Genomic DNA, 21,723 nt, shown 5'->3' with positions numbered 1-21,723 from the left:
TCTTATGGCAATGCCTAAACTCGCCCCCGTTCCCGTCGCCAATGAAAAGCTGCGTGCCCTCGGCATCCTGGCGCTCAATGGCATGTTCGACGAAATGGATGCCGTTGGTGTGCTGCGCTATGCCGTCAGCGATGTCCTGCCTGACGATCTCGCCATTGTCTCAAGCTTTGGTGCGGATTCTGCTGTGCTGCTGCATATGGTGGCGCAGCTCGACCCCTCCATGCCGGTTTATTTCCTCGAAACTGGCAAGCACTTTGCCGAGACGCTCGAATACGTTCAGACGCTCAAGCGCACGCTCGGTCTCTCTAATGTCCGCGCGATCCATCCCGATCCAAAAGACATCACGCGCTTCGATCCTGATGGCACGCTCTGGCAGTCGGACCCGGATAGCTGCTGCCATATTCGTAAGACCGAACCGCTCGAGCCGATCACGCTACAATTTGGCGGTTGGGTGACGGGGCGTAAGCGCCACCAGACCAGAGAGCGCGGGGTGCTGCCGCATTTTGAATTGACCGCTGATGATCGCATCAAGGTCAATCCGCTCGCTTATTTTACCGACGAAGACGTCATCGCCTATCGCAATGAGCACAAGCTCCCCGAGCATCCGCTCTACGCCAAGGGCTTTAAGTCCATCGGCTGCGCGCCATGTACTTCGGCGGTGGCAGAGGGCGAAGACCCGCGTGCTGGCCGTTGGCGCGGCAAGAACAAGAAAGAATGCGGTATCCATTATGATTTCAACGGAGCGATTGCCCCCGCTATGACCGCCGCTGCTCGTCACACGCTCTGGAAGGATGGCGCTTTTATCGCTGATCCCTTCACCGCTTTTTCAGAGGATGTCTCGCCTTCGGAGGCGCGCTATGTGCACGTCCCGCTTGCCCACTTCCTCACGCACCGCAGCGACTATCTTGCCAATCCGCATCCGCTCGGACTTCTTATAGCCCCCGGCGACAAGATCGAAGCGGTGGAAGATGATCTCGCGCGCTTTGCCTCCATTGCGATTTCGTTCCCGGCCTACACCGATGGTCGCGGTTATTCGACCGCACGTTTATTGGCGGAACGGCTCAAATATGCCGGTGAAATCAGAGCTGTAGGCGATGTTCTGCAGGATCAGATTCCGCATATGTATCGTTGTGGCTTCACCGCGCTCGTGGTTAGCCATGAGCCGTCGCGCCAAGCGCTGATCGAAAAACGACTGCCAGAAATGGCATTGTTTTATCAGCCAGTTGGATTGACGGAAGTGCCTGCGGGCACGCGCCCCTTCCTTCGACGCGCGTCGTGAGTTAAGTGGAGCGCGCGTATCGCCTTTGACTAGGCAAAACGGGGGCGCTGGTGACAGCGGCTGTTCCCATTCATTCAGTGCGGGGCACTTGGCCCCGATGGGACCTTATATCCAGAGTCCACTGGGCTCTGGTTTCGATTGGACGTGAGAGATGACGACTGAGATCACCACCGATGTTGTTGTAATTGGCGCGGGCCCATGCGGGCTGTTCGCTGCCTTTGAGCTCGGGCTTCTCGACATCAAATGCCACTTCATCGACATTCTCGATCGTGCCGGCGGCCAGTGCGCAGAACTTTACCCTGAAAAGCCGATCTATGACATTCCTGGCTTCCCGGTCGTCACAGGTCAGCAGCTGACCGACAATCTCATGGCACAGATCGCGCCATTCTCGCCAGAGTTCCACTTCTCGCGCATGGTCAACTCCATCGAGAAGCAGGAAGACGGCTCGTTCAAGCTCACCACTGACGCGGACGAAGTGTTCAACACCAAGGTTGTGGTCATCGCTGCTGGCGGTGGTTCGTTCCAGCCAAAGCGTCCGCCTGTTGCTGACATTGAGCAGTTCGAAAACAAATCCGTCTTCTACGCTGTGCGCAAAATGGAAGATTTCCGTGGTCAGGACGTTGTCATCGTCGGCGGTGGCGATAGCGCTCTCGACTGGACCCTGGCTCTCGAATCCGTTGCGCGCACCATCACCCTTGTTCACCGCCGCGACGCCTTTAAGGCAGCTCCCGCTTCGGTCAACAAGATGAAGGAACTGGTTGCTGAAGGTAAGGTCAACTTCCAGCTCGGCCAAATCGCCAAGCTTGAAGGCGAAAACGGTCAGCTCAACCACGTTCACCTCGCAACCGATGCGGGCGATCTCTCGATCCCAGCAACGCGCTTGCTGCCGTTCTTTGGCCTGACCATGAAGCTTGGTCCAGTTGCTGATTGGGGTCTTGAACTCAATGACAACACCATCGTCGTGGACACTGAAAAGTTCCAGACTTCGGTTCCCGGCATTTTCGCCATTGGCGACATCAACTGGTACCCAGGCAAGCTCAAGCTGATCCTCTCGGGCTTCCACGAATCGGCCCTGATGGCGCAAGCCGCTAAGGCCGTTATCTCTCCCGGCGAACGCGTTGTTTTCCAATACACCACCAGCTCGACCAAGCTGCAGAAGAAGCTCGGCGTCGCATAAGGCTCGCGCCCAACACACTGTTTGCGGCGAGGGCGTAGGACTTGCTTCTACGCCCTTTCGGCTTTATCCCCATCGCGCTGTTGAGGAGCGACTGAATGAAGATCACTGTAACTGATCAGGCTGGCGAAGTTCACGAGCTTGAGGGCTTGGAAGGCTGGCGCGTGATGGAAGTGATCCGCGATTGGGGCCTGAACATTAAGGCTGAATGCGGCGGCGCCTGCGCCTGCGCGACGTGCCATGTCTATGTTGATCCGGAATGGCTGGACGCCGTTGGCGCTGCCAATGACGACGAAGATGATATGCTGGACACGGTCGGCGACGTGAAGTCGAACTCGCGTCTCTCGTGCCAGATCCTCTGTTCAGACGACCTAGATGGTCTCAAACTGACCCTAGCGCCGAGCGCGGCTAAGGACTGAGTGGGTTTTATCACCCCCACCTAACCTCGCCTAATAGGGGGAGGGACGACAGCGCCTAATGATAATATCTCCCGTCGGACTCGATCTGGCTCCTCCCCTGTAGGGGAAGGCCGGGTGGGGATATTGGCCCCTCCATCACACTACCGAGCCTGTTCCGGCAATCCAGTGCGATGCTTGTTCACTCTCCCCGGCATAAGTCCGGGGATGACGCCCGCTGCTACCGCGCTCCGTTGTGGATGCTTTAAGCTCTCCTGCCTTAGGAACGCGGCGTATTTCTTTCTGACCACATAGGCTAGTCGATGAGTGCCGTTTCATGCCGAGGCTGCAAAGATGCGGAACCGTTTCCGATTGCCTTCACCATGGCGTTTCAACCAATCGTCGATGTGAGTGCCGGAGAAATCTGGGGCTATGAGGCACTGGTTCGGGGTGCCGAAGGACAGGGGGCCGGTACGGTGCTCGCAGTCGTCACGGAAGCGAACCGTTATGTCTTCGACCAGGCGTGTCGCGTAAAAGCCATTGAGCTGGCAGGCCAGCATTTGCCAGCATCGTCGACAGCCCGTCTTTCGATCAACTTCATGCCCAATGCGGTTTATGAGCCACGCGCCTGCATCCGCGCGACCTTGGCCGCTGCGGCACGCACAGAGTTCAACCCGCATCGCCTGATGTTTGAGTTCACCGAGAACGAACGCATGGCCGATGCCTCACACGTTGCCAACATCGTGGCCGAGTATAAGCGCATGGGTTTTCTGACCGCGCTTGATGATTTCGGCGCTGGCTATGCCGGGCTCGGCCTGCTTGCTAAATTCCAGCCAGACCTCATCAAGATCGATATGGAACTGCTGCGCGGCATTGATACGTCGTCGGCGCGCCAGCATATTATCGGCGCTATTGTAACCATGGCCCAGCAGTTGGGCGTGATGGTATTGGCCGAAGGCGTTGAGACTGAGGGCGAACTCAACGCGCTCCGTCAGGCCGGTATTTCGCTCTTCCAAGGCTATTATTTCGCTCGGCCACAGGTCGAGCAATTTCAAGCCATTGGCGATATCCGCCTCGCTGCCTAACGGCCCACATTCACCAGCCGTCACCCTCCGGGCCCCCCCCCCCTCCATCGTCATTGCCGGGCTTGTCCCGGCAATCCAGTGCGATGATGGTCCGGTCTGGATCCCGGGGGCGAGCCCGGCGATGACGAAGTGGAAGGAGGCCGGACGACCAAGCTCCGGCAACTGATTGCTTATGCCCCTTTGCCCGCATCCTGCGTGATCTTCACCAGCTCAGGAATGAAGTCGCGAACCATCGGCTGCGGTTGGGCGTCAAATGGCAGTGGCCTCACGACCCGCATCGCGGCGATACCGACACGCACGGTCATCAGACCGTTCACCACGCCTTCGCCCAAGCGTGCCGACAGCTTCGCGGCCAGACCTTGCCCGACGAGCTGTTCGACGATGCCGTCCGTGAGCACCAAGCCGCCTGTGACGGCCAAATGGGAGAGAACGGCACCCGTGAGCCTAAAGAAGCCAAACAGGCCCGGGCGGGCCCCGTAGAGGGCTGCAATAGAGCTTGCGAGCCGGATGCTCTCATAAATCACAAAGGCGATGTCGATCAGCGCGCGGGGCGACACAGCCGTAACAAGCGCCACGCGACGCGCCGACGCGGCAGTGAGGCGTTTGGCCTTCGCATCAAGCGGGGACATCAGCGCGCGCTCCGAGAGAGCGATCACCTCATTGCCGTCGAACATATTGGGCAGATGTTCGGAGACGTTTTGCTTAGCTTGTGCCAGATCGGCGCGAGACGCGTATATGGCGAGCAGTTCGTCGGCGACTTTGCCCGCACGGTGGCGGTCGTTCTCGGCTTTTGCGCGTGCGGCATCGGCCTTGAGCGCATCAAGAACGCGCAGGCGTCGGAGCGCAAAAAACTCGCGCGTCAGCAGGGCCAGGATGGCGACGATGAACGCGCCAAGAACGCCTAACCCAATGTAGCCGACATAGACGTTCTGCGCGAAGAGATCGCTGATGAGCCGCTCAGCCGCCAGACACAGTCCGGCGGATATGAGGATGCCACCCGTCGTCCAGGCGATCCGCCCAACCCAGCCCATGCGTCGGGCCAGTGGCGTTATCAATTCCGGGTCTGGTTCAGGCTCGAACGCGACTTCAACGATCTCCGCCCGTTCCGCTGCGAATGCCCTTGGTGCGCGCACGGGCACCTGGCTCTCTTCGGACGACGTGACGGTGTGGGCAACAGGGCGCTTCATGCCATCCAGTCTCCAATGAGATAATCAATGGCGCGGTCTAGGCGGATATGCGGAAGCACCACATCACCGGCGGCGTTGCGCTCAAGGCGTTGCGGCGGCGTGAAACGCAGGAAATTCAAGTCCACTGGCGCGCCGTCTTCGAATAATGAATCCGGCCGCGCAGGCAAGTCGCCCGGGAATAGAGCGATTTCGGTCTTGCCGTCATAGACAGTCCCATCCAGTTCTTCGCCGGCGATGGGCGTTCCAACCAGCGTGGGCAGCGTGTGACCATCCTCGCGAATGGTGCCTTCGGTGGTCGCACGAATGCCGGCAAGCGCCATGGATTTGGCGTCAGCCCCTGCAAAGCGGCCGCGCTTGGCCGCATTAGCAACCAGCCGATTGAGAATGGCTTCGAGCTTGTCGTGGCTCGTGTGGTGCACATGGTCCGCTTTCGTTGCCGCGAACAGAACCCGATCGATCCGGCGCGAGAATGGCCGCATAATAGGGTTCGCTTCACCCTGACGGAAACAAGCCATAACAGCGGTCAGCGCCGTTTCGAGATCGCTCACTGCGGCAGCGCCAGTGTTCAGCGCGCGCAGCGTATCGACCAGTACGATCTGCCGATCAAGCCGGGCAAAGTGATCGCGGAAGAACGGGCGAACGATGCGGTCCTTATAGGCCTCGTAGCGCTGCTCAAGCATGCGGTAGAGGCTATTGCGCGGAATGTCTCCGGCAGGCAGCGGCAGGGGCGCGAAGGTGAGGGCAGGCGAGCCTTCCAAATCACCGGGCAACAGGAAGCGACCGGGTGGTAGCGTCGAGAGGGCTCCGTGCTCGCGGCTGCGGCGCAGATAGGTCGTGAAGGCCGCAGCAAGATGCTCGGCCAAAACGTCCGTTGCCTCCCCCTTCACGTCAACCGTGTTAAGCTCGGTCAGGAATTCGGAAGCCTCGGCGAGGTGTCCCGGCTTTTGTGCGCGCTCCAGCGCGTCCTTGCTCCACTCGGCGTAGGACAGGCCCAAGAGCGGCAGGTCAAGCAGCCATTCGCCGGGGTAGTCGACGATATCGAGGTTCAGCGTGGCCGGGCCACGCATATTGGACCACCATTTGGCTGACTGATATTTCAGGACAATCCTGAGCTGTGAAATGCGTTTTGTGCCTTCTGGCCACGTCGGCGGGTTGCCCGTCAGCGTTGCCAGATGCTGCTCATAGGCAAAGCGCGGGATGGTCGCATCGGGGTATTCGGCCAATCGCGCGCCAATGAAACGCCCCTCAGATGCCGGCACAAAGCCAGGCAAACGCCCATTGGTGAGGAGGTTATGAACGAGCGCGGTGATGAAGATGGTTTTGCCAGCGCGGCTCAAGCCGGTGACGCCCAATCTCAAGGTTGGGGTCATCACGCCAGTGGCGCTATCTGCAAGATTGGAAAGAGCAATACCGATTTCGTCGGTCAGTCTGGTGGGCGGTTGCGGCACGCGGTCAGTCCTCAATGGCACCCAGAATTTAAGGGCGTTCTGCGCCAATACAAGGCTTTAACCCCAAGTGGGGGAGAGCCGTTCCAAAACAAAGGGGCCACGAGGGCCCCTTTGGATATTATGCGCCAATCTCGTCGAGATTGTATGGCGTGGATTGGTAGATCTCGTTGATCCAGTTTTGGAACAAGAGATGCCCATGGCTACGCCAGATATTGCGCGGCGCTTGGGTCGGATCATTGTCCGGATAAAGATTGGCCGGCGGCGGGGTGTCGAGCCCCTCATTGATATCGCGTTCATACTCATCGGCTAACGAGCGATTGTCGTATTCGAAGTGGTTGAGGAAATAGACCGCGCGCTGGTTTTTGTCGCCCAGCATGCACAGGCCAACGTCTTGGCTATCAACCATAATCTCAAGGTTATCACCGAGCGTGCTGCGGTCGATATCATTGTAGCGCGAAACGGGCACCATCAGATTATCGGACATGCCGCGCAGAAATGGCGAACGCGGAGTGATCACTTGATGCTCGTACACACCAAACGACTTTTTCTCGGTGCGATAGCGACGGGCACCGTGGAAGTGGTGCAGCGCGGCTTGAGCGCCCCAGCAGATAAACATGGTGTGGTGCACATTGGTGCGGGTCCACTCCATAATTTCGAGCATTTCTGGCCAGTAGCGCACTTCCTCAAACGGCATATGCGCAATCGGCGCGCCCGTGATGATGAAGCCGTCGAACTTCTTGTTCTTCACTTCGTCCCAGGTTTGGTAGAACGAATTGAGGTATTCTTCCGAGGTGTGCTTGGACTGGTGCTCGGTGATGCGTACGAGCGACAGGTTCACCTGTAACGGCGTCGAGCCGATAAGGCGCGTGAACTGGGTTTCAGTTCGCTCCTTATTCGGCATCAGATTGAGCAGGCCGATTTCAAGCGGACGGATATCCTGACGCGCAGCGCGCGAGGAATCCATGACATAGACGCCCTCGTCTTCGAGGGTCTTTCGGGCGGGCAGCCCGTCTGGAATTCTAATAGGCATGGTGGCCTCTTATTCGATGCAAGGAGAGAGCGTTTCGAGCGGAGCGCGCGTCACCACGGGGTGCGCGCGCTAGCGCATTCGCTTCTCAATTGCGGCGGCCACCAGATCGATAAACTCGTCGCCATCCCGGACAGTGGCCAAGTCCGATGCTTCGATAACATAGCCGAAATTGTCCGCGAGCGCTTGGTAGCGCGGCAGACGATCATGGAGCAGAGCTTCAAAGCCCCAGGCTCCGAACCCGGCTGGGTCAACATCGCAGTCGTCCATAACGCCGTTGATCAGCTTATACTCGGCCCATTTCTCAACGAGAAACTCGGGGCGATAATACATTGGCTTTGGCGACTTTTTAAACCGCTTGACCAGCTCGATCGCATCCTTGTCGGTGCCGCGGATGTAAATAAGCGCTGTGTGCGCGGCCAGCGTCTTAACCACCGGGTCTTCGGCATTGGTTGGGTCGATCACTTCGATCAGCGAGCCGCCCGTGTCTGCAATAAAGTCATTGTAGCCGTACAGGGCTTTCGCACGGTCGAAGAAGTAGGGAACGTCCTGCAGCGCCGCGATTTCCGCTACGCGATGTTGCTCTTGGCGACGTTGATATTCCGCCAAGGGCAATCCACCCCGCGTTTCATCGCCCGGCGTGCCGAGATAGGTCGAGAGCGGGTCGAGATTGTCGAAGGTAATGTTGGACGAGATGTAGATGGAGTCCGAGCGCAGCAGCTGCGCCAGGAACGGGACCTTCATCGCCTCATGTTTGAAATTGTCGACGATAAACTCGCCCATGTAGCGCGTGCCAATGCGGTAGTCGGCCGAATAGTGGAACCAGCTATTGTCGCGCAGCATATTGCTCAGACGAGTTTTGCCCACGCCTGCCATGCCAAACACGGTGATCGCGCGTCTCGGGGCCTTCACAAATTCATCGGCGCTGGAAAACAGCATTTGGGCAGTCTCGTCGTTAGATAGATCGGTTCGATTTAGCTGATGCTCTGTGGTTTCACAAGCAAGAGGCAAAAACTGCCGGTTGGAGTGGATCGTTTTGCCGTGGCTGCCAAGTCTATTGTGACGTAAAAGTCAAAATTGTTAATAGATTCAACGTTCCAAGTAAGTGGCATCCGTCTTGCTTTGTTATCGCCAAGTGAGCCCAGTTGGGCGCGAGGTTAGGCGGAGCGAATAATGGGTATATATGGTGCACTTTCTACTGCGGTTACTGGGTTGCGTGCTCAGTCTCATGCACTAGAAAATATATCAGGTAATATCGCAAACTCTCAGACTGTTGGTTACAAGCGTATCGACACGAGTTTTAAGGATCTGATCGCAGACGCGCCGGTCCGTGCGCAAATTCCTGGTGCGGTGCTTGCTCAGTCGCAATCGACCAACAATCAGCAGGGCGATATCCAGACTAGCTCCAACGAGACCTATATCGCCCTGAACGGTAATGGCTTTTTTGTTGTTGAGCCAAAGATTGGGCAGGCTGATGGTTCGCCGCTATTCGCTGGCACCAATAACTTCACCCGTCGTGGCGATTTTGAGATCGATAAGGACGGCCTTCTTGTCAATGGCGCGGGCTACTACCTGAAGGGGTTCCCGATCGATACCGCCACTGGGAATATCTCGGGCTCTGTGCCGAGTGTGATTTCGATCTCGAACGCCTATTTGCCCGCCAATGTGACGCGTTTAATCAACTACCAGGCGAACCTTCCACAGGTTCCCAAGACGGCCAACTACAACGCTGCATCGCCAAATAGCGAGCTGATGAAGACTTGGTCCTACACTGGAGTTTCCGGTAGTCCTGCCTATCCGCGTACGACAAACGGTGCGACCATTTCCGATTTTGCGACGAGTGTCCCTGCTCGTGCAGTCGGCGCGCAGACCTATGTCGGAACAGCGGCGGCAAATACCATTGCCAATGACGGCGATCTGCTGGCCGTGACGATGCATGGCGCCACCTACAACCTGCTGTTCGCTCCGACCGGTACGACGCCTGGCGTTGGCGAAATCCTGATCGATAACACTGGTACGGTCGCTGATGTGGTGGGCCGAATTCAGACGGCCCTGCGCACGGCGACGGGTGAGCCGACGGTTTCGGCTCAACTGCGCCATGGCGCGATGGTGTTGTCCGCTGGGGATGGCAATACGGCAGACCTTACCTTAGCCACGACACGCGCTGCGGGCGGTGCAGTCGTTGGTGGCATGCTTGGACTGGGCGACGGGACGAAAACTGCCCAGACTGGGGGGGCAGTGACTTCGGCCACAACGCCAGGTTATATGGCCGTCTCTCATGGTCAATCGATGGAAATCAACATCGGTGGTCTGGTCCGCAAGTATACGTTTGATGCTGTTGGTGGCATGACCGCAGGTACGGGCGAGGCGATCATCAATTCCAGTAAAACACTAGATGGCATGCTGGCGGATATTCAGACGGATCTGCGGGCGAACGGCGGGCCGGGTGCTGCTGATGCGCGGGTGGCCTATGAGGGTGGCAAGGTCGTTGTCTCGTTTGATAGCAACTATCTCTACAATGTGTCGATCGCGGGCAGCGCTGCCACATCGCTTGGAGTGAATGGCTCGTTTGCTGCCGCCACTGGCACGCTCGCCACGATCACTGCCGATGACTCCGCAAAGTTCATCTCCGAGTCGATTTCTGGTGGTGCAATCACCGTTTACGCCGACAACGGTGCACCGGCGAACGTCCAGTTGCGTTGGGCGAAAGTGGATAGCGAAGCCACAGGTGGTCAGGACAAGTGGCAGTTGTTCTACATGTCCAACAGCACTGCCGTCGGCGGCGCTACGGCATGGACCAATGTTGGGCAAGACTACACCTTCAACCCCAACGGTACCCTCGTTGCTCCAGGCGTGACCGAAGCAACGATCAGCAACTTGACGGTCAACGGCGTAACCATCGGCGACGTAAAATTGCGTCACCAAGAGAATGGGATGTCGGAATTTGCAGACGTCAACGGTTCCGTGAGTGTTTCGACGCTCAACCAGAACGGCTATGGCGCTGGTGAATATCTCTCCGTGGCCGTTACCGATGAAGGGCGCGTTGTTGCGACCTATTCCAACGGCGAGCGTCTCGAACTTGCGCAGGTGGCCACGGCTCAGTTCAACGGTGTGAACTCGCTCAAGCGTCTCGACGGTGGCGTCTATCAGGCGACCGCGGAGTCTGGGGAACCCATCATCGACCTCTCCGGCAGCGGTATTATCGGGGGAGCCCTGGAGTCATCGAATACTGATATCTCCGACGAATTCACCAAGCTGATCATCACGCAGCAGGCCTATTCGGCCAGCACGCGCATCGTCTCTACAGCCGATGAAATGCTCCAAGAAGTGCTGAACATGATCCGCTAAGGCGGGTCATGACTTTCCCCTTGGCTAGGATGGCTGAGGTTCATATTTCGCGGAAGGGTTGTTTCCATGGGCTTGATGTCCTCACTCTCCAATGCTGTTTCGGGTCTTAGGACGAACCAAGATGCAATCTCGGTCCTAAGTCGCAACGTCTCCAATGCGGGGACGCCCGGCTATCACAGGCAAGCTCTCAATATTGTCGATTACAATACGGAGAACTCTAGCTATGCGCGCACCGTCGGGGTGAACCGCGCTTTTAGTCAGAGCCTTCAGACTTATTACAATCGGCAGGTGTCGGATACGTCGGCCTCAAATGTGATGACGCGCTATTTGAGTAAACTGGATGGCGTGCTCGGCAAGCCTGGTTCCGCAGGTTCGCTCGATACGCTGGTAGGTTCGCTCAAAAACTCTTTGCATGCACTTGCGACAAGTCCGGACGATTATTCGACGCGGGCTGATGTGGTGTCGCACGCTCAAACCTTTGCCAACCGCCTCAATGAGCTGTCGACGACGGTGCAGGGGCTTCGCAAGGATACTGAGACGCAGATCCAGAGCAATGTGACGACTGCCAACGCCATGCTCAATTCACTCGATGAAGTGAACAAGCGCATGCTCGATCTTGGCATGACGGACACCGCCCGTGCATCCCTTATGGATCAGCGAGATCGCCTCGTTGCGGGCCTTGCCGAGATCATCGACGTGCAAGCGGACTATCGCCCGGATGGCTCAGTGGCGTTGATGACCCGATCCGGGGTTGGCCTGTTAGACAACGGCCCAAGCTCGTTTAATTTTGTCACCGCCGGGGCCCTATCGCCCACGACCCAAGCGAGCATTGACCCGGAACTGAATAAAGTCGGTATTCTGACGCTGACGACGCCTTCGGGTCTGACCATTGATCTGGTCAAGCAGGGTGTGCTCGGTGGTGGTGAACTTGCGGCCTTGGTTGAGCTGCGCGACAAGACATTGGTCGAAACGCAAAATCAGCTCGATGAGATCGCTGCTAGTGTGGCCTCGGTCTTTTCAACGATTACCGCTGAGGGTAGGCCAGTCACCCAGCAAGCTACGCAGGCCAGTGGCTTTGTTGCCGATATTTCGCATCTCAAATCCGGCAATGACATTCTGTTCCGCTATAGTGAAAATGGCGAAGAGCAGCGTGTGCGGGTGGTGAACAGCACAGTCAATGAAGACTATGTGGATGCGAGTGGCCAACGCGTTGTGTCGTTCAATTTTGGCTCGCCGCCAGATGCCGGTCAGGTGGCATCAACGTTACAGTCGCGCTTGTCTTTTCTGCAAATTTCAGGGACGGATGGTAATTTGCAAATTCTGGACGATGGTCCGGAAGGCACCCGAGATATCACTGCACTGACCACGCGCGGAACCGCGACGGGAATGCAGCAGGGGGAGCTTGCGTTCTCTCTGTTTACAGATGGGGCAAAGCCCTATTCGGGCAGCACAGAGTATAAGCCTGGCCAGATTGTTGGCTTTGCGTCACGCATTACCATCAACGCGGATGTCCTTTCTGACAACCGTTTGCTGGTGCAGTATGACTTGGATTCCCCGTTGGGCGACGCCAGTCGACCTGAATATGTGCTCAAGCAATTGCAGGGCATGTCGTTTGTGTCCGGCACGACCGCAGCATCCAACTATGGGCGCCATCAGCTCAACGGTTCGCTTGAACAGATTGTTGGGCAGGTCCTCAATTTTCAGGGTTCGACGATCGGTAACGCGCAGCGGGTGAGTGATCATCGTCAGCTGACTCTGGATACCATTTCCGAGCAGATGGACGCCGACTATGGGGTCGACATGGATGAGGAAATGGCTCGTCTGACTCAGTTGCAGAGCACCTATGCCGCCAATGCTCGTGTCATGTCAGTCGTGCAGGAACTGCTCGATACGCTGATGCAAGCCGTTTAAGGGAGATCGAGAAAATGATCGTCAATAAATCGATGTTCCCGCTTCAAGCTGGTTTCGGTGTCATCTCCAAGATGAACAGCCAATTCGCGCTTCTTCAGACGCAGCTTGGCACGGGCAACAAGGCGCAGACATTGGCCCAAATGGGCAAAGACCTGCCTGTATCACTTTCGGCGCGGTCCAGGCTGACCCAGATCGAAGGCTATATGGGCAATGTAGAGCAAGCGAACCTGCGCCTGTCCTTCTACAACAATGCGCTCACACGCATGGACAAGATGGAAGGGGAAGCGCGCAACTCGGCAGTGCAGGGGCAATACGGGTCCAACAACATCAATATGGCGACTTTGCCGGGGCTGTCCAAGGCGCGCTTTGACGAGTTGGTCACCATGCTGAATGCAGACGTCAATGGGCGCTACCTTTATGGTGGTAACAAGACCGACACCTTGCCTTTGAAGCCCACAGAAGAGCTTCTCAACGGTGTGGGCGGTCGTGCTGGCTATGCCACCGTGGTGACCGAACGGCGTGCTGCAGATTTGGGGCAATCGGGTTACGGCCGTTTGACCGCAGACATTGATGTTCTCACTCCCGGAACCGTGACATTTGCTGAGGATGGTGCACATCCATTCGGCATGAAGCTATCGACTGTTTCTCAAGTCGGTGGACGGGTTGTGATCGACACCAGCGCGCAAAACGCGGATCCGGCAGCTTTGGCGTTTACCTTTGACGACGCCAACCTGCCGCGTGCCGGCGAGAGTATCACCTTGGGCTTTACTCTGCCCGACGGGTCCGAAACGCAGATTACCCTGCGTGCTTCAGAAGAGGACACGGGCACAAAGGGTGAGTTCACAATTGGCGAAGATGCTGCAACGACAGCTGCAAATTTCCAGACCGCGCTTTTGGAGAAGATCCAGATAGCGGCTGAAGGCGAGCTAATGGGGGCATCCACCTTCGCAGCGGCAGAGAATTTCTTTAACGCCGCTGGCGAGCCCGTAGTGCGTGTTGCTGGTAGTGATCCTTACACTGCGACCTCTTTGCGTGTCGCAACTCCATCCGACACTGTGCAGTGGTACAATGGTGAAACCGCAGCTGTATCAGCCAGCAATCTAGGACGATTGGGTGTTTCGTCGAGTGGTGGCAACAGTGTTACCGTAAAGGGCCTGGAGCCTAGTTCCTTTGCTCATGGCTTCCGTATTACGGCGGCGTCTGCACAGTCCAGCCAGTTCCCTCCGACCGCTACACTACCAACCGTAACGCAGACCGCGGGGCCGCCGTCGTCTCTATCAGTGCAGTTCAGCCAGCTGCCCACTGCCGGTGATAAAGTGACCTTTACCCTCACCGAGCCATCGGGGAAGGAAAGGGAGGTCACTTTGGAGGCCGTGACTGGGCGCGCGGGGCCAGGGCAGTTCACGATCGGCACTGTCACTGCGGCGGGCGATGCTATCGCCAATACAACCGCCAATTTTGAGCAGGCCATAACGCGCTCTTTGTCCACAACGGCGGCTCTGGCCGAGGGGAACCCTCGCCAAGCAGTTTCGGCAGCGGTGGAGGACAATGGTCGCGTCAATTACGGCATGCAGGCCAACGAGGTGGGTTATCTGCGGATGATCCGAAGCTTTGCTGCGCTCTCGATCGAAACCTATCCCGAGGCAGCTGGTGCTGAGGATCCCAACTCAATCGACCTGAACCCAGCGCGCGCGCGTTTCGATGCATTGGCGAGCCGACAGGCTTCGCAGCTATCTGAAGCCCGCAATAGTGAGCGTGGGTCGATCGAAATGGTGACGATGGAACTGGGGGTGGCTCAATCTAACCTGCTCGCAGCCACCCAGCGGCACACCAGCTATAAAGCTCAGCTTGAAAACCTGCTGGGCGAAGCCGAGGCTGTGAACAAAGAAGATATTGCTATGCAATTGCTGGCGCTGCAAACGCGGCTTCAGGCGAGTTATCAGGCAACGGCGATGGTCAGCCAACTGAGCTTGGTGAACTTCCTCTAGGAAACCGAGTTCGCAAATGCAAAAGTCCCGCTTTCGAGCGGGGCTTTTGCATTTATAAGGAGCGGTCATAAAAATGCCCCGCATTTTGCGGGGCATTAAACTCGGGTGTGTCGTAAACTACATGCCACGTAGGCCGGCCGCGATCTGGCGGTTCAATCGAACCAACACCTCGAGCTTGCTTGGTTCGGGTTCGAGCAATACTTCGCGTGTCTGGTTCATCACGAAAATACCAAGATTGGCGATGTTCTGCCGGACATCATCGGGCAGGGGGCTATCTTCCTTCGTCACGGAAGTCATGAACACAGTCCAGAGCTTTCGGTTGAAGTTTAAGACAGGCTCAAGTTGGTCTGAACTCGCTGGCCACTCGTCTGTTACTTTTTGAATCGACGCCGCTGCGCGCATCAATAGTGCTGACTCGCGTTCACGTGAAGTTTCGACGACTCGTGCGGTTTGCTGGTAGGCATTAGCCCCGGTTTGATACATGAGAAACGAGTTCCTGTTCGTACTCGATAAGCCGTTGTGCGGCCTTCAATGCTTTGTAAAGCTGGCCGGTTAATATCTCGTTGTTTATTTGGCTAACTATCTCAATTGACGAAGGAACTGCTGTCGTGAAGTCGTTAATAAGTGCGAAATACTCGTCCTTGGCGACACTGATGTCATCCTCAATATACATCAGCTGAACTGCAAGGTAGATCCGCTTCGCAGGGGTCTTTGCGGTGTCAGAGGTGAGGATGTCTTTTTCGCGTAAAATTGGCGCGCGACCATCAATGTAGAGTCGTGTTCTCTGGTCTGAATTTGTAATAATGCAGTTGCCAACCAGCAGTTTCTCGCCTGGCTTCAATTCGACTTTTAGGGCCATTACTCGACGCTCCGCTTGATGGGATATGATCCAATGAGCTTCTGCCTGAGATTGCAAGGCAAGAGAAGGCAAGAAATGTGCCCGATTTACTCAAGTGAATACATATCAATACGTTATTGGAGCAGTTGTAGCACGCTTTGATCGGCTTGGCTGGCGAGAGAAAGAGATGAGCTTGATAGTGACTGTCGCGTTTGCAGCGCGAGCAAATTGGCAGCTTCATCGTTCATATCGGCTAGGGTGAGGTTAGCGGCACCTGTCTCCAGCGTATTGATCATTTTCTTGGTAAAGTCTTGGCGGTTTTGAACGATGGACAAGTTCGACCCAAACTTAGACGCCTGCGAACGAATGTCCGAAAGCGCCAATTTGATATCATTGATCAGCGCATCGATGCCCTCATCGGTATCGAGGTCACGGCCGATGAGGTTTTCGATTTTTAAAGCGCTGGCATTGATGCCCCGACCATCACTCGTCTGCACATCAATGAACGAGCTGCCGTTTTCATTAAATGTGATCTTCAAGTTATCGCCGCGCAGCAGGTTGATGCCGTTAAATGAAGCGTCATCTGAAAGGCGGTCGAGCTGGTTTTTCAGGTCGTTGAACTGCAAAGATAAATTGTCGCGAACAGAATTGCCTTTGATCGTGGAAGGTCTTGTAGTGACAGGGCCTGCACCGTCTGGATCAAATTGAACTTCAAGCTCCGCTGTCGAAAGGTTTTCAACGCGCAATTTGCCATTGTCATTGAACGCGCGAAGCTTTGAACCGTAGTTGCGATTGATTTCTTCAACAAACTTGTCGACAGCGGTTTTGGCGGAGTAACCGTCAACAGTCGGCATTCCGGTAACTGTACTATCCGGGCCGAACAGGGCAACGCCACGTGGGCCGAATATTGACAAGGTTTTGGCTTCTGGCACGCGAGCGACGATGGAAAATTTGCCATCAGCGTCAAAAACAGCCTCTAGGCCGTTGATGTCGGCGTTTTTCAACTCAGCATTGATGCGTTCGACCGTACTGTTCTGCCATGTCTGGATATCCATTGCAGAGATGGCTGTGCCTACGCCGCCTTTGACGCCCGTAATGGATATCTCAACTGATATATTGTCGTAGTTGATCGAGAAGGTGTCACTCGCAGCTTCAACGGTCTCGATGTGAACGCCGGTCGTTATAGGCGTTGTGGTGACGTCGCCGGGTATCTCATCCTCACCATTCTCAAATACCGCGGGGTTTGTCGGTGCCGTCGCAAAATTATTGGCCACAGTTGGGCCAGAACCTAGCTCGCCCCCAACACGATTGCGAATTGTGAGTATGTTGCCTGAAACAGATGCCTCATAAGTACCATTCAGCGTGGTGTTTAGAGCAATCAACGCTTCCAACTCCTGCGCGAGATCGGCAGGATTGGAGCCTCCGGTGGCTAGAGTGAGGGTCTGGCCATCGAACGTGAGTGTCTGACCGGCAGTGACGCTTGCCCCTGTGAGGTCGATGCGGGTTTCCGCAGCCACAGCAAGTTCGCCGGCGTACAATCCTGTCACTGCCGGTGCGGGGTCGCCATACTCCAGTGCTTCGAGTGTAATATTTTGCGTGAGCGGATCTGCAACAACGCGATATGCTCCTGCTGCCGCACGAGACTCTAGGCTGGCCACAAATGTCTCAAACGACCCACCGGTTGAAATGGATTGTCCCTCGACAGTTACTGTCGTCGGCACCGATCCGTAGACGAAGCTCGAAGTCGCCTTCTGAGCTGCGCTGTGGCCAGAGGCCAAGGACACTGTGGCAGCCGGTTGGTCAGTTTCAACCGTTTCGATGATCACACTATCTGGATTGTCGCCGGTGCCAACACTCACGGTGTAGTCACCGAGAATTTGCGAGCTGTTGGCGTTGATTGCGTTGTCGATGCTTTGTGCAATTTCTGCCGGGGTAAGGATAGCGGCAGCGCCGGTTAGCGTAACATCGATGCCCCCGACCTTGATGACAGAGTTATTGGCGAGGCCTCCATCAACATTGATCTTGGTGCGGGCACCAATACCCGTTGCCTCGGAGGCCTGGGAGCCAGTCGCTGCGGCTATGGGGCCTTGATATGCTTGAGCATCAATGGTTGTTAGCTGCGCCTTCCGCCCCACAGTTTCTACCCCGAGCTTTATTTCTGTTGGTAGTTCGAACTGGCCGCCATTCACTGTCAGGATACTGTCTGCGGTCACTTCGTAGATATGGTTCTGGAAGGACTTGTCCTGTCGGGCTTGGCGCAGGGTCGACTGCATCGATTCAAGCGTCTTGGTAATGGCCGTCAAGCCGTTGTCCGCTGCCTGTAAAGTCTTGATGCCGTTGGACATGTTGTCCATGAGCGAATTCAAGTCTGATGCGCGACTATTGAGTGCTGACGCAGTAAAAAAGTTCGTCGGGTTATCAAGGGCAGAGTTGACCTTGTTTCCTGTCGCAAGACGTTCTTGTGTTCGTGCCATCAGGTCTGCTGTGCTTTGCAAAGGAAAGCAGATTAGTCCGTACGGCTTTTGACAGAGTAATATCCGACATTTCTCTTACCTCGCGCAGAAAGACTCGTGACTTTCTATTTAAGTAAGGAAATGTTTACGGAGGTAAATATTAACGAGTTGTTAACGGTGCTTGTTAATCCTTTTCTAGTGACAACTCGCCGTGCGGAAGGCGGGAGGCAGTTATCGGGTGGTTTTGGCCTCCCCAAACGAAAATAGGCGGGCCGAAGCCCGCCTATCTGGATCTGATGGAGCTGCCTATTAACGGAGCAGCTGGAGAACCGACTGATCCTGCTGCGAAGCCATCGACAGGGCCGAGGAGCTCAGCGACTGACGGGTCTGAAGAGCCAGCAGGTTTGCTGCTTCTTCGTTCATGTCAGCCAGCGTCAGGTTTGCTGCACCAGTTTCGAGCGTGTTGATCATGTTCTTGGTGAATTCCTGACGGTTCTGAACCGCCGACAAGTTCGAACCAAACGACGATGCCTGCGAACGCAGTTCGGTGAGAGCCGAAGAGAGCTTGCTAAGGAAACCATCGATTGCTTCGTCAGTGTCAAGATCAACTGCTGCAAGGCTGTCGACGTTGAGGTTCGACGCGTTGATGCTACGGTTGTTGCCGCTCTTGTCCTTCGCCTCGATATCGATCGCCGATGTGCCAGATTCGTTGAAGTTGATCTTCAGCTTGTCGCCACGGAGCAGGTTGATGCCGTTGAAGGAAGCGTCGTCAGACAGCTTGTCGAGCTGATCGCGAAGCTCGTTAAACTGCTTGGAAAGGTTTGCGCGAACCGAGTTGCCTTCAACGTTCAGGGACTTGAGCGCGCCATCGGTGTCGACAGCAATGTCAAGTGTCTGGGTCGAGAGATTTTCGATACGGAGCTTGCCGTTATCATTCGACGCACGGACCTTGCCGGAGTGGTCACGATTGATCAACTCAACAAACTTATCGACGGTCTTGGTCGAAGTCAGTTCGCTCTTTTCGGCCTTGCCGGTGCTGACGCCGTCAGTGCCGAACAATGCTACAGCATCACTGCCACTAACGCTAAGGGTTTTGGCCTCAGCGGTCTTTGCAACGAATTCCATCTTACCTTCGGCGTCGAATTTGATTTCAACACCGTCGATGCCCTGGTTCTTGAGCTGGTTGTTCACTGCGATTGTGGTCGCATCCTGCCAGTTCTTGGTGTCCAAAGCGTTCACTGAGGTGGTAATAGCGTCGATGCCCCCCTTGACCGAGCTGATCGACACGTTCGCCGATTTTCCATCATAGGAAATGGTGAATTCGCTCTTTTGGGCGTCGACGGTTGCAACCGACGCGCCTTGCACTGGATCAGTGTCAACCCGGCCAACGATTGCTGCAGTGTCATCGGTGCCGGCCGTCTGGGCGACAGTCGGTGGAAGGCCGTCGTCAGATTCGACAATTGTATCAGCAAAGCCGAGTACCGTTGATGCGCCACCCGTCACGACCATCTTGAAGTTGGTGCCGTCAGCGCGGGTGATGTCCAAGCCATCGGCAGTGGCCTTTGCGAGGAAACCATGTTGACTGAGGGCGTTTTCAAGTTCTGTCTGGGTGCTTGTCGCGCCAAAGGTATACGTGGATGTGTTACCGTTATCGTCATCCAGCGTAATTTCCAGCCCGGCAAGGGCAGTGCCACGCAGGATTGCTTGGTCAGTTAGGTCCGACCCACCAGCGGCTACAAGTGTAGCTTCATGGCCACCGGTAATACCAGCCGTCTGGGCTAGCGTGCCGTTGGTTACATTGGTTACCGCTGTGCCAAGACCGAGGCTAGTGTTGGAGCCGCCGGTAACTTCGATCGTGAAATCAGCGCCGTCCGCACGGGAGAACGAGAAGCCGCCGTTTTTCGCTTCAACGATGAAACCATCGTCTGACAAAGTGGAGACCATATCCGCGACGGTCGCGCCAGTACCGAAGTCGTAGTCTACTTCGTTGGTGCCAGACGTCAGCGTAATTGTGCCTGCCATGCCCTCAAGAGCAGTAGTACCGGCCGCGGTGGTGTAGTCCACGCTTCCAGCAGCGAAATCCGAAGTCGACGGCGATGCCGGTGCAGCCTTCTGGCTTGACGACACGGTTGGACCAGTGCCGGCGCCATTGGACTTCGCTTCAAGCGTAACCTTCAGCGTAGCTGCATCAACTGTGATGTTATAGTTATTGTTGAGCGCTGTGTCAGCTGTGAGTCGACCTTTGATATCAGTGGCATTCATGCCGGCGGTCAGAGCGACTGAGCTTGTTGCGCCACCAATCGTTAGGGTTTGTGCGTGCGTAAGCTCGAAAGTAGTACCGTCTGAAGCGCCCGCAAGAGTGAACTCAGTCTTAGCCTTGGAACCTGGAACTTCGCTGGCAGAAGGCAGAATGCCCGAAACCTCAGGAACGTCGCCGCCCCACTCAGTGCTGGTCAGTGTGATCTGGCCAGTTTCTGCGTCAGCTTCGACAGTGTACTTGCCATCATCAGCCATGGATTCCAGATTTGTGACGAAATCTGCGAAGCTCGCGCCGGTTGGAATGGCTTGCCCACCAGCCGAAACCGAAGAGGTGATTGCATTGTAGTTAAAGGTGGTCGAGCCCTTGGTTGCTGCAGTTGTTCCTGTGCCGAAGGTAACTTCGGCTGCGGGAGCAGTGGTGTCAACCGACTCGATGATGATCTTACCTGCGTTGTCAGATCCGGTTGCGCCGACGTTTACAGTATACTTGCCTGCTACATCTGAACCTGATGCGTTGAGGGCGGCAGTGATGTCTGCGACGATGCTATCAGCTGTAGGGGTTGCGCCGGAGACGGTGACTTCACGGCCTGCAACTGTGAACTTGTCGTTGGTGCTAAAGCCGTTGATACCCGAGATAACTGAGCGGGCGCCGCCACCTGCTTCGGTAGCAGCGGTTGATACCGGGCCGAGATATCCCGCTTCGCTAATAGATATTAGTTTGGCCTTCTCGCCAGCCTCGGTTGCAGTTGCAAGGCTGATTTCACTAACGCTATCGCCGTACTGACCGCCGCCGAGCTTGATGACGGAGTTGGTGTCGATATCGAATGACTGCGTGTGGAAAGTCTTGTCCTGGCGGGCCTGACGCAGTGTGGACTGCATGGACTCGAGGTTCTTGGTCAGCGCGGTGATGCCGTTGTTGGCAGCTTCGATGACCTTGATGCCCGACGCCATAGAGTCGAGCAGATTGCCCATGTCAGCAGCGCGGCTGTTGAGGGCAGAGGCTGTGAAGAAGTTGGATGGGTTGTCCAGCGCCGAGTTCACCTTGTTACCAGTGGCGAGACGCTCCTGCGTCTTTTCCATCATGGTGGCGGTGCTCTGTAGTGAGAGCAGATTGGTGCGGACTGCTTTAGAAAGCGAAATGTCGCTCATAATAATCCCCTTCCTAGGGTTACGCTAGTTCATGCCTCTTCCTGAGGTCCGCTGAAACTGTACGTAGATGTCCTAATGGGGAATTAACAGTTGATGGCCCTATTTTCATCTAATGGGTGATTTATTGATCTGGTTTTATAATTAGTATTCGGGCGCGTAATGTGTTTTCGCGATTTTGTTAG

Annotated in this window: 15 protein-coding genes; 7 read left to right on the top strand and 8 right to left on the bottom strand. The window is 56.0% G+C overall.

Features of this window, described 5'->3' with window-relative positions; translation table 11 throughout:
• Positions 1–4 precede the first annotated feature (4 nt).
• The 4 genes from H4N61_RS11425 (at position 5) to H4N61_RS11410 (ending at position 3,933) form a co-directional block, all read left to right on the top strand.
• A complete protein-coding gene (locus H4N61_RS11425; RefSeq protein ID WP_169195223.1) occupies positions 5–1,279 on the top strand; it encodes a phosphoadenylyl-sulfate reductase in 1,275 nt (424 codons plus the stop codon).
• A 151-nt stretch (positions 1,280–1,430) separates the two neighbouring features.
• Positions 1,431–2,456 carry an NAD(P)/FAD-dependent oxidoreductase gene (locus H4N61_RS11420; RefSeq protein WP_182394065.1) on the top strand — a complete coding sequence of 342 codons (1,026 nt, stop codon included), beginning with the start codon at positions 1,431–1,433 and terminating at the stop codon, positions 2,454–2,456.
• A gap of 95 nt (positions 2,457–2,551) precedes the next feature.
• Entirely contained in the window at positions 2,552–2,872 is a 321-nt protein-coding gene (locus H4N61_RS11415) for a 2Fe-2S iron-sulfur cluster-binding protein (RefSeq protein ID WP_182394064.1), read from the top strand.
• Positions 2,873–3,171: 299 nt separating this feature from the next.
• Positions 3,172–3,933, top strand: coding sequence for an EAL domain-containing protein (locus H4N61_RS11410; RefSeq protein WP_169195226.1), 762 nt, complete (start codon positions 3,172–3,174; stop codon positions 3,931–3,933).
• 170 nt (positions 3,934–4,103) lie between these two features.
• Here H4N61_RS11410 and H4N61_RS11405 read toward each other — a convergent pair whose 3' ends face one another.
• The 4 genes from H4N61_RS11405 to H4N61_RS11390 all read right to left on the bottom strand — a co-directional run bounded on the left by H4N61_RS11405 (position 4,104) and on the right by H4N61_RS11390 (position 8,534).
• Positions 4,104–5,120, bottom strand: a complete 1,017-nt coding sequence (locus H4N61_RS11405) for a TIGR01620 family protein (RefSeq protein WP_182394063.1) — start codon at positions 5,118–5,120, stop codon at positions 4,104–4,106.
• On the bottom strand, positions 5,117–6,568 hold the full coding sequence (locus H4N61_RS11400; RefSeq protein ID WP_248306510.1) for a YcjX family protein: 1,452 nt from the start codon (positions 6,566–6,568) through the stop codon (positions 5,117–5,119). The genes H4N61_RS11405 and H4N61_RS11400 overlap by 4 nt, the downstream gene beginning before the upstream one ends.
• 118 nt (positions 6,569–6,686) lie before the next feature.
• Positions 6,687–7,598 carry a homoserine O-succinyltransferase gene (metA, locus tag H4N61_RS11395; RefSeq protein WP_182394062.1) on the bottom strand — a complete coding sequence of 304 codons (912 nt, stop codon included), beginning with the start codon at positions 7,596–7,598 and terminating at the stop codon, positions 6,687–6,689.
• A 69-nt stretch (positions 7,599–7,667) separates the two neighbouring features.
• Positions 7,668–8,534, bottom strand: coding sequence for an ATPase (locus tag H4N61_RS11390; protein ID WP_182394061.1), 867 nt, complete (start codon positions 8,532–8,534; stop codon positions 7,668–7,670).
• Between the two features lie 234 nt (positions 8,535–8,768).
• Between H4N61_RS11390 and H4N61_RS11385 the strand changes: the two genes are divergently transcribed.
• From H4N61_RS11385 to H4N61_RS11375, 3 genes are all read left to right on the top strand, one after another.
• Positions 8,769–10,943, top strand: coding sequence for a flagellar hook-basal body complex protein (locus tag H4N61_RS11385; RefSeq protein WP_182394060.1), 2,175 nt, complete (start codon positions 8,769–8,771; stop codon positions 10,941–10,943).
• Between the two features lie 66 nt (positions 10,944–11,009).
• Positions 11,010–12,854 (top strand): flagellar hook-associated protein FlgK, encoded by a 1,845-nt coding sequence (gene flgK / locus H4N61_RS11380; protein ID WP_182394059.1) that lies wholly within the window; start codon positions 11,010–11,012, stop codon positions 12,852–12,854.
• A 14-nt stretch (positions 12,855–12,868) separates the two neighbouring features.
• Positions 12,869–14,842, top strand: coding sequence for a hypothetical protein (locus H4N61_RS11375; protein ID WP_182394058.1), 1,974 nt, complete (start codon positions 12,869–12,871; stop codon positions 14,840–14,842).
• Between the two features lie 117 nt (positions 14,843–14,959).
• Here H4N61_RS11375 and flaF read toward each other — a convergent pair whose 3' ends face one another.
• From flaF to H4N61_RS11355, 4 genes are all read right to left on the bottom strand, one after another.
• Positions 14,960–15,325, bottom strand: a complete 366-nt coding sequence (flaF, locus tag H4N61_RS11370; protein WP_182394057.1) for a flagellar biosynthesis regulator FlaF — start codon at positions 15,323–15,325, stop codon at positions 14,960–14,962.
• On the bottom strand, positions 15,306–15,701 hold the full coding sequence (gene flbT / locus H4N61_RS11365) for a flagellar biosynthesis repressor FlbT (RefSeq protein ID WP_182394056.1): 396 nt from the start codon (positions 15,699–15,701) through the stop codon (positions 15,306–15,308). Before flbT ends, flaF begins: the two co-directional genes overlap by 20 nt.
• Before the next feature lie 113 nt (positions 15,702–15,814).
• Positions 15,815–18,175 carry a flagellin gene (locus H4N61_RS11360; protein ID WP_282567597.1) on the bottom strand — a complete coding sequence of 787 codons (2,361 nt, stop codon included), beginning with the start codon at positions 18,173–18,175 and terminating at the stop codon, positions 15,815–15,817.
• A 267-nt stretch (positions 18,176–18,442) separates the two neighbouring features.
• Entirely contained in the window at positions 18,443–21,541 is a 3,099-nt protein-coding gene (locus H4N61_RS11355) for a flagellin (protein ID WP_182394054.1), read from the bottom strand.
• Positions 21,542–21,723: the final 182 nt, after the last annotated feature.

The organism is Devosia sp. MC521 (assembly GCF_014127105.1).
Taxonomy (GTDB): domain Bacteria; phylum Pseudomonadota; class Alphaproteobacteria; order Rhizobiales; family Devosiaceae; genus Devosia.
The sequence above is the reverse complement of the archived record's forward strand: the minus strand, read 5'-3'. Positions and strand labels throughout refer to the sequence as shown.

Coding starts and splice junctions, on each gene's coding strand:
- H4N61_RS11385 (WP_182394060.1), top strand. CDS start 8,769: ATGGGTATATATGGTGCACTTTCTACTGCGGTTACTGGGTTGCGTGCT.
- H4N61_RS11415 (WP_182394064.1), top strand. CDS start 2,552: ATGAAGATCACTGTAACTGATCAGGCTGGCGAAGTTCACGAGCTTGAG.
- flbT (WP_182394056.1), bottom strand. CDS start 15,701: ATGGCCCTAAAAGTCGAATTGAAGCCAGGCGAGAAACTGCTGGTTGGC.
- metA (WP_182394062.1), bottom strand. CDS start 7,598: ATGCCTATTAGAATTCCAGACGGGCTGCCCGCCCGAAAGACCCTCGAA.
- H4N61_RS11425 (WP_169195223.1), top strand. CDS start 5: ATGGCAATGCCTAAACTCGCCCCCGTTCCCGTCGCCAATGAAAAGCTG.
- flgK (WP_182394059.1), top strand. CDS start 11,010: ATGGGCTTGATGTCCTCACTCTCCAATGCTGTTTCGGGTCTTAGGACG.
- H4N61_RS11355 (WP_182394054.1), bottom strand. CDS start 21,541: ATGAGCGACATTTCGCTTTCTAAAGCAGTCCGCACCAATCTGCTCTCA.
- H4N61_RS11410 (WP_169195226.1), top strand. CDS start 3,172: ATGAGTGCCGTTTCATGCCGAGGCTGCAAAGATGCGGAACCGTTTCCG.
- H4N61_RS11375 (WP_182394058.1), top strand. CDS start 12,869: ATGATCGTCAATAAATCGATGTTCCCGCTTCAAGCTGGTTTCGGTGTC.
- flaF (WP_182394057.1), bottom strand. CDS start 15,325: ATGTATCAAACCGGGGCTAATGCCTACCAGCAAACCGCACGAGTCGTC.
- H4N61_RS11420 (WP_182394065.1), top strand. CDS start 1,431: ATGACGACTGAGATCACCACCGATGTTGTTGTAATTGGCGCGGGCCCA.
- H4N61_RS11390 (WP_182394061.1), bottom strand. CDS start 8,534: ATGCTGTTTTCCAGCGCCGATGAATTTGTGAAGGCCCCGAGACGCGCG.
- H4N61_RS11405 (WP_182394063.1), bottom strand. CDS start 5,120: ATGAAGCGCCCTGTTGCCCACACCGTCACGTCGTCCGAAGAGAGCCAG.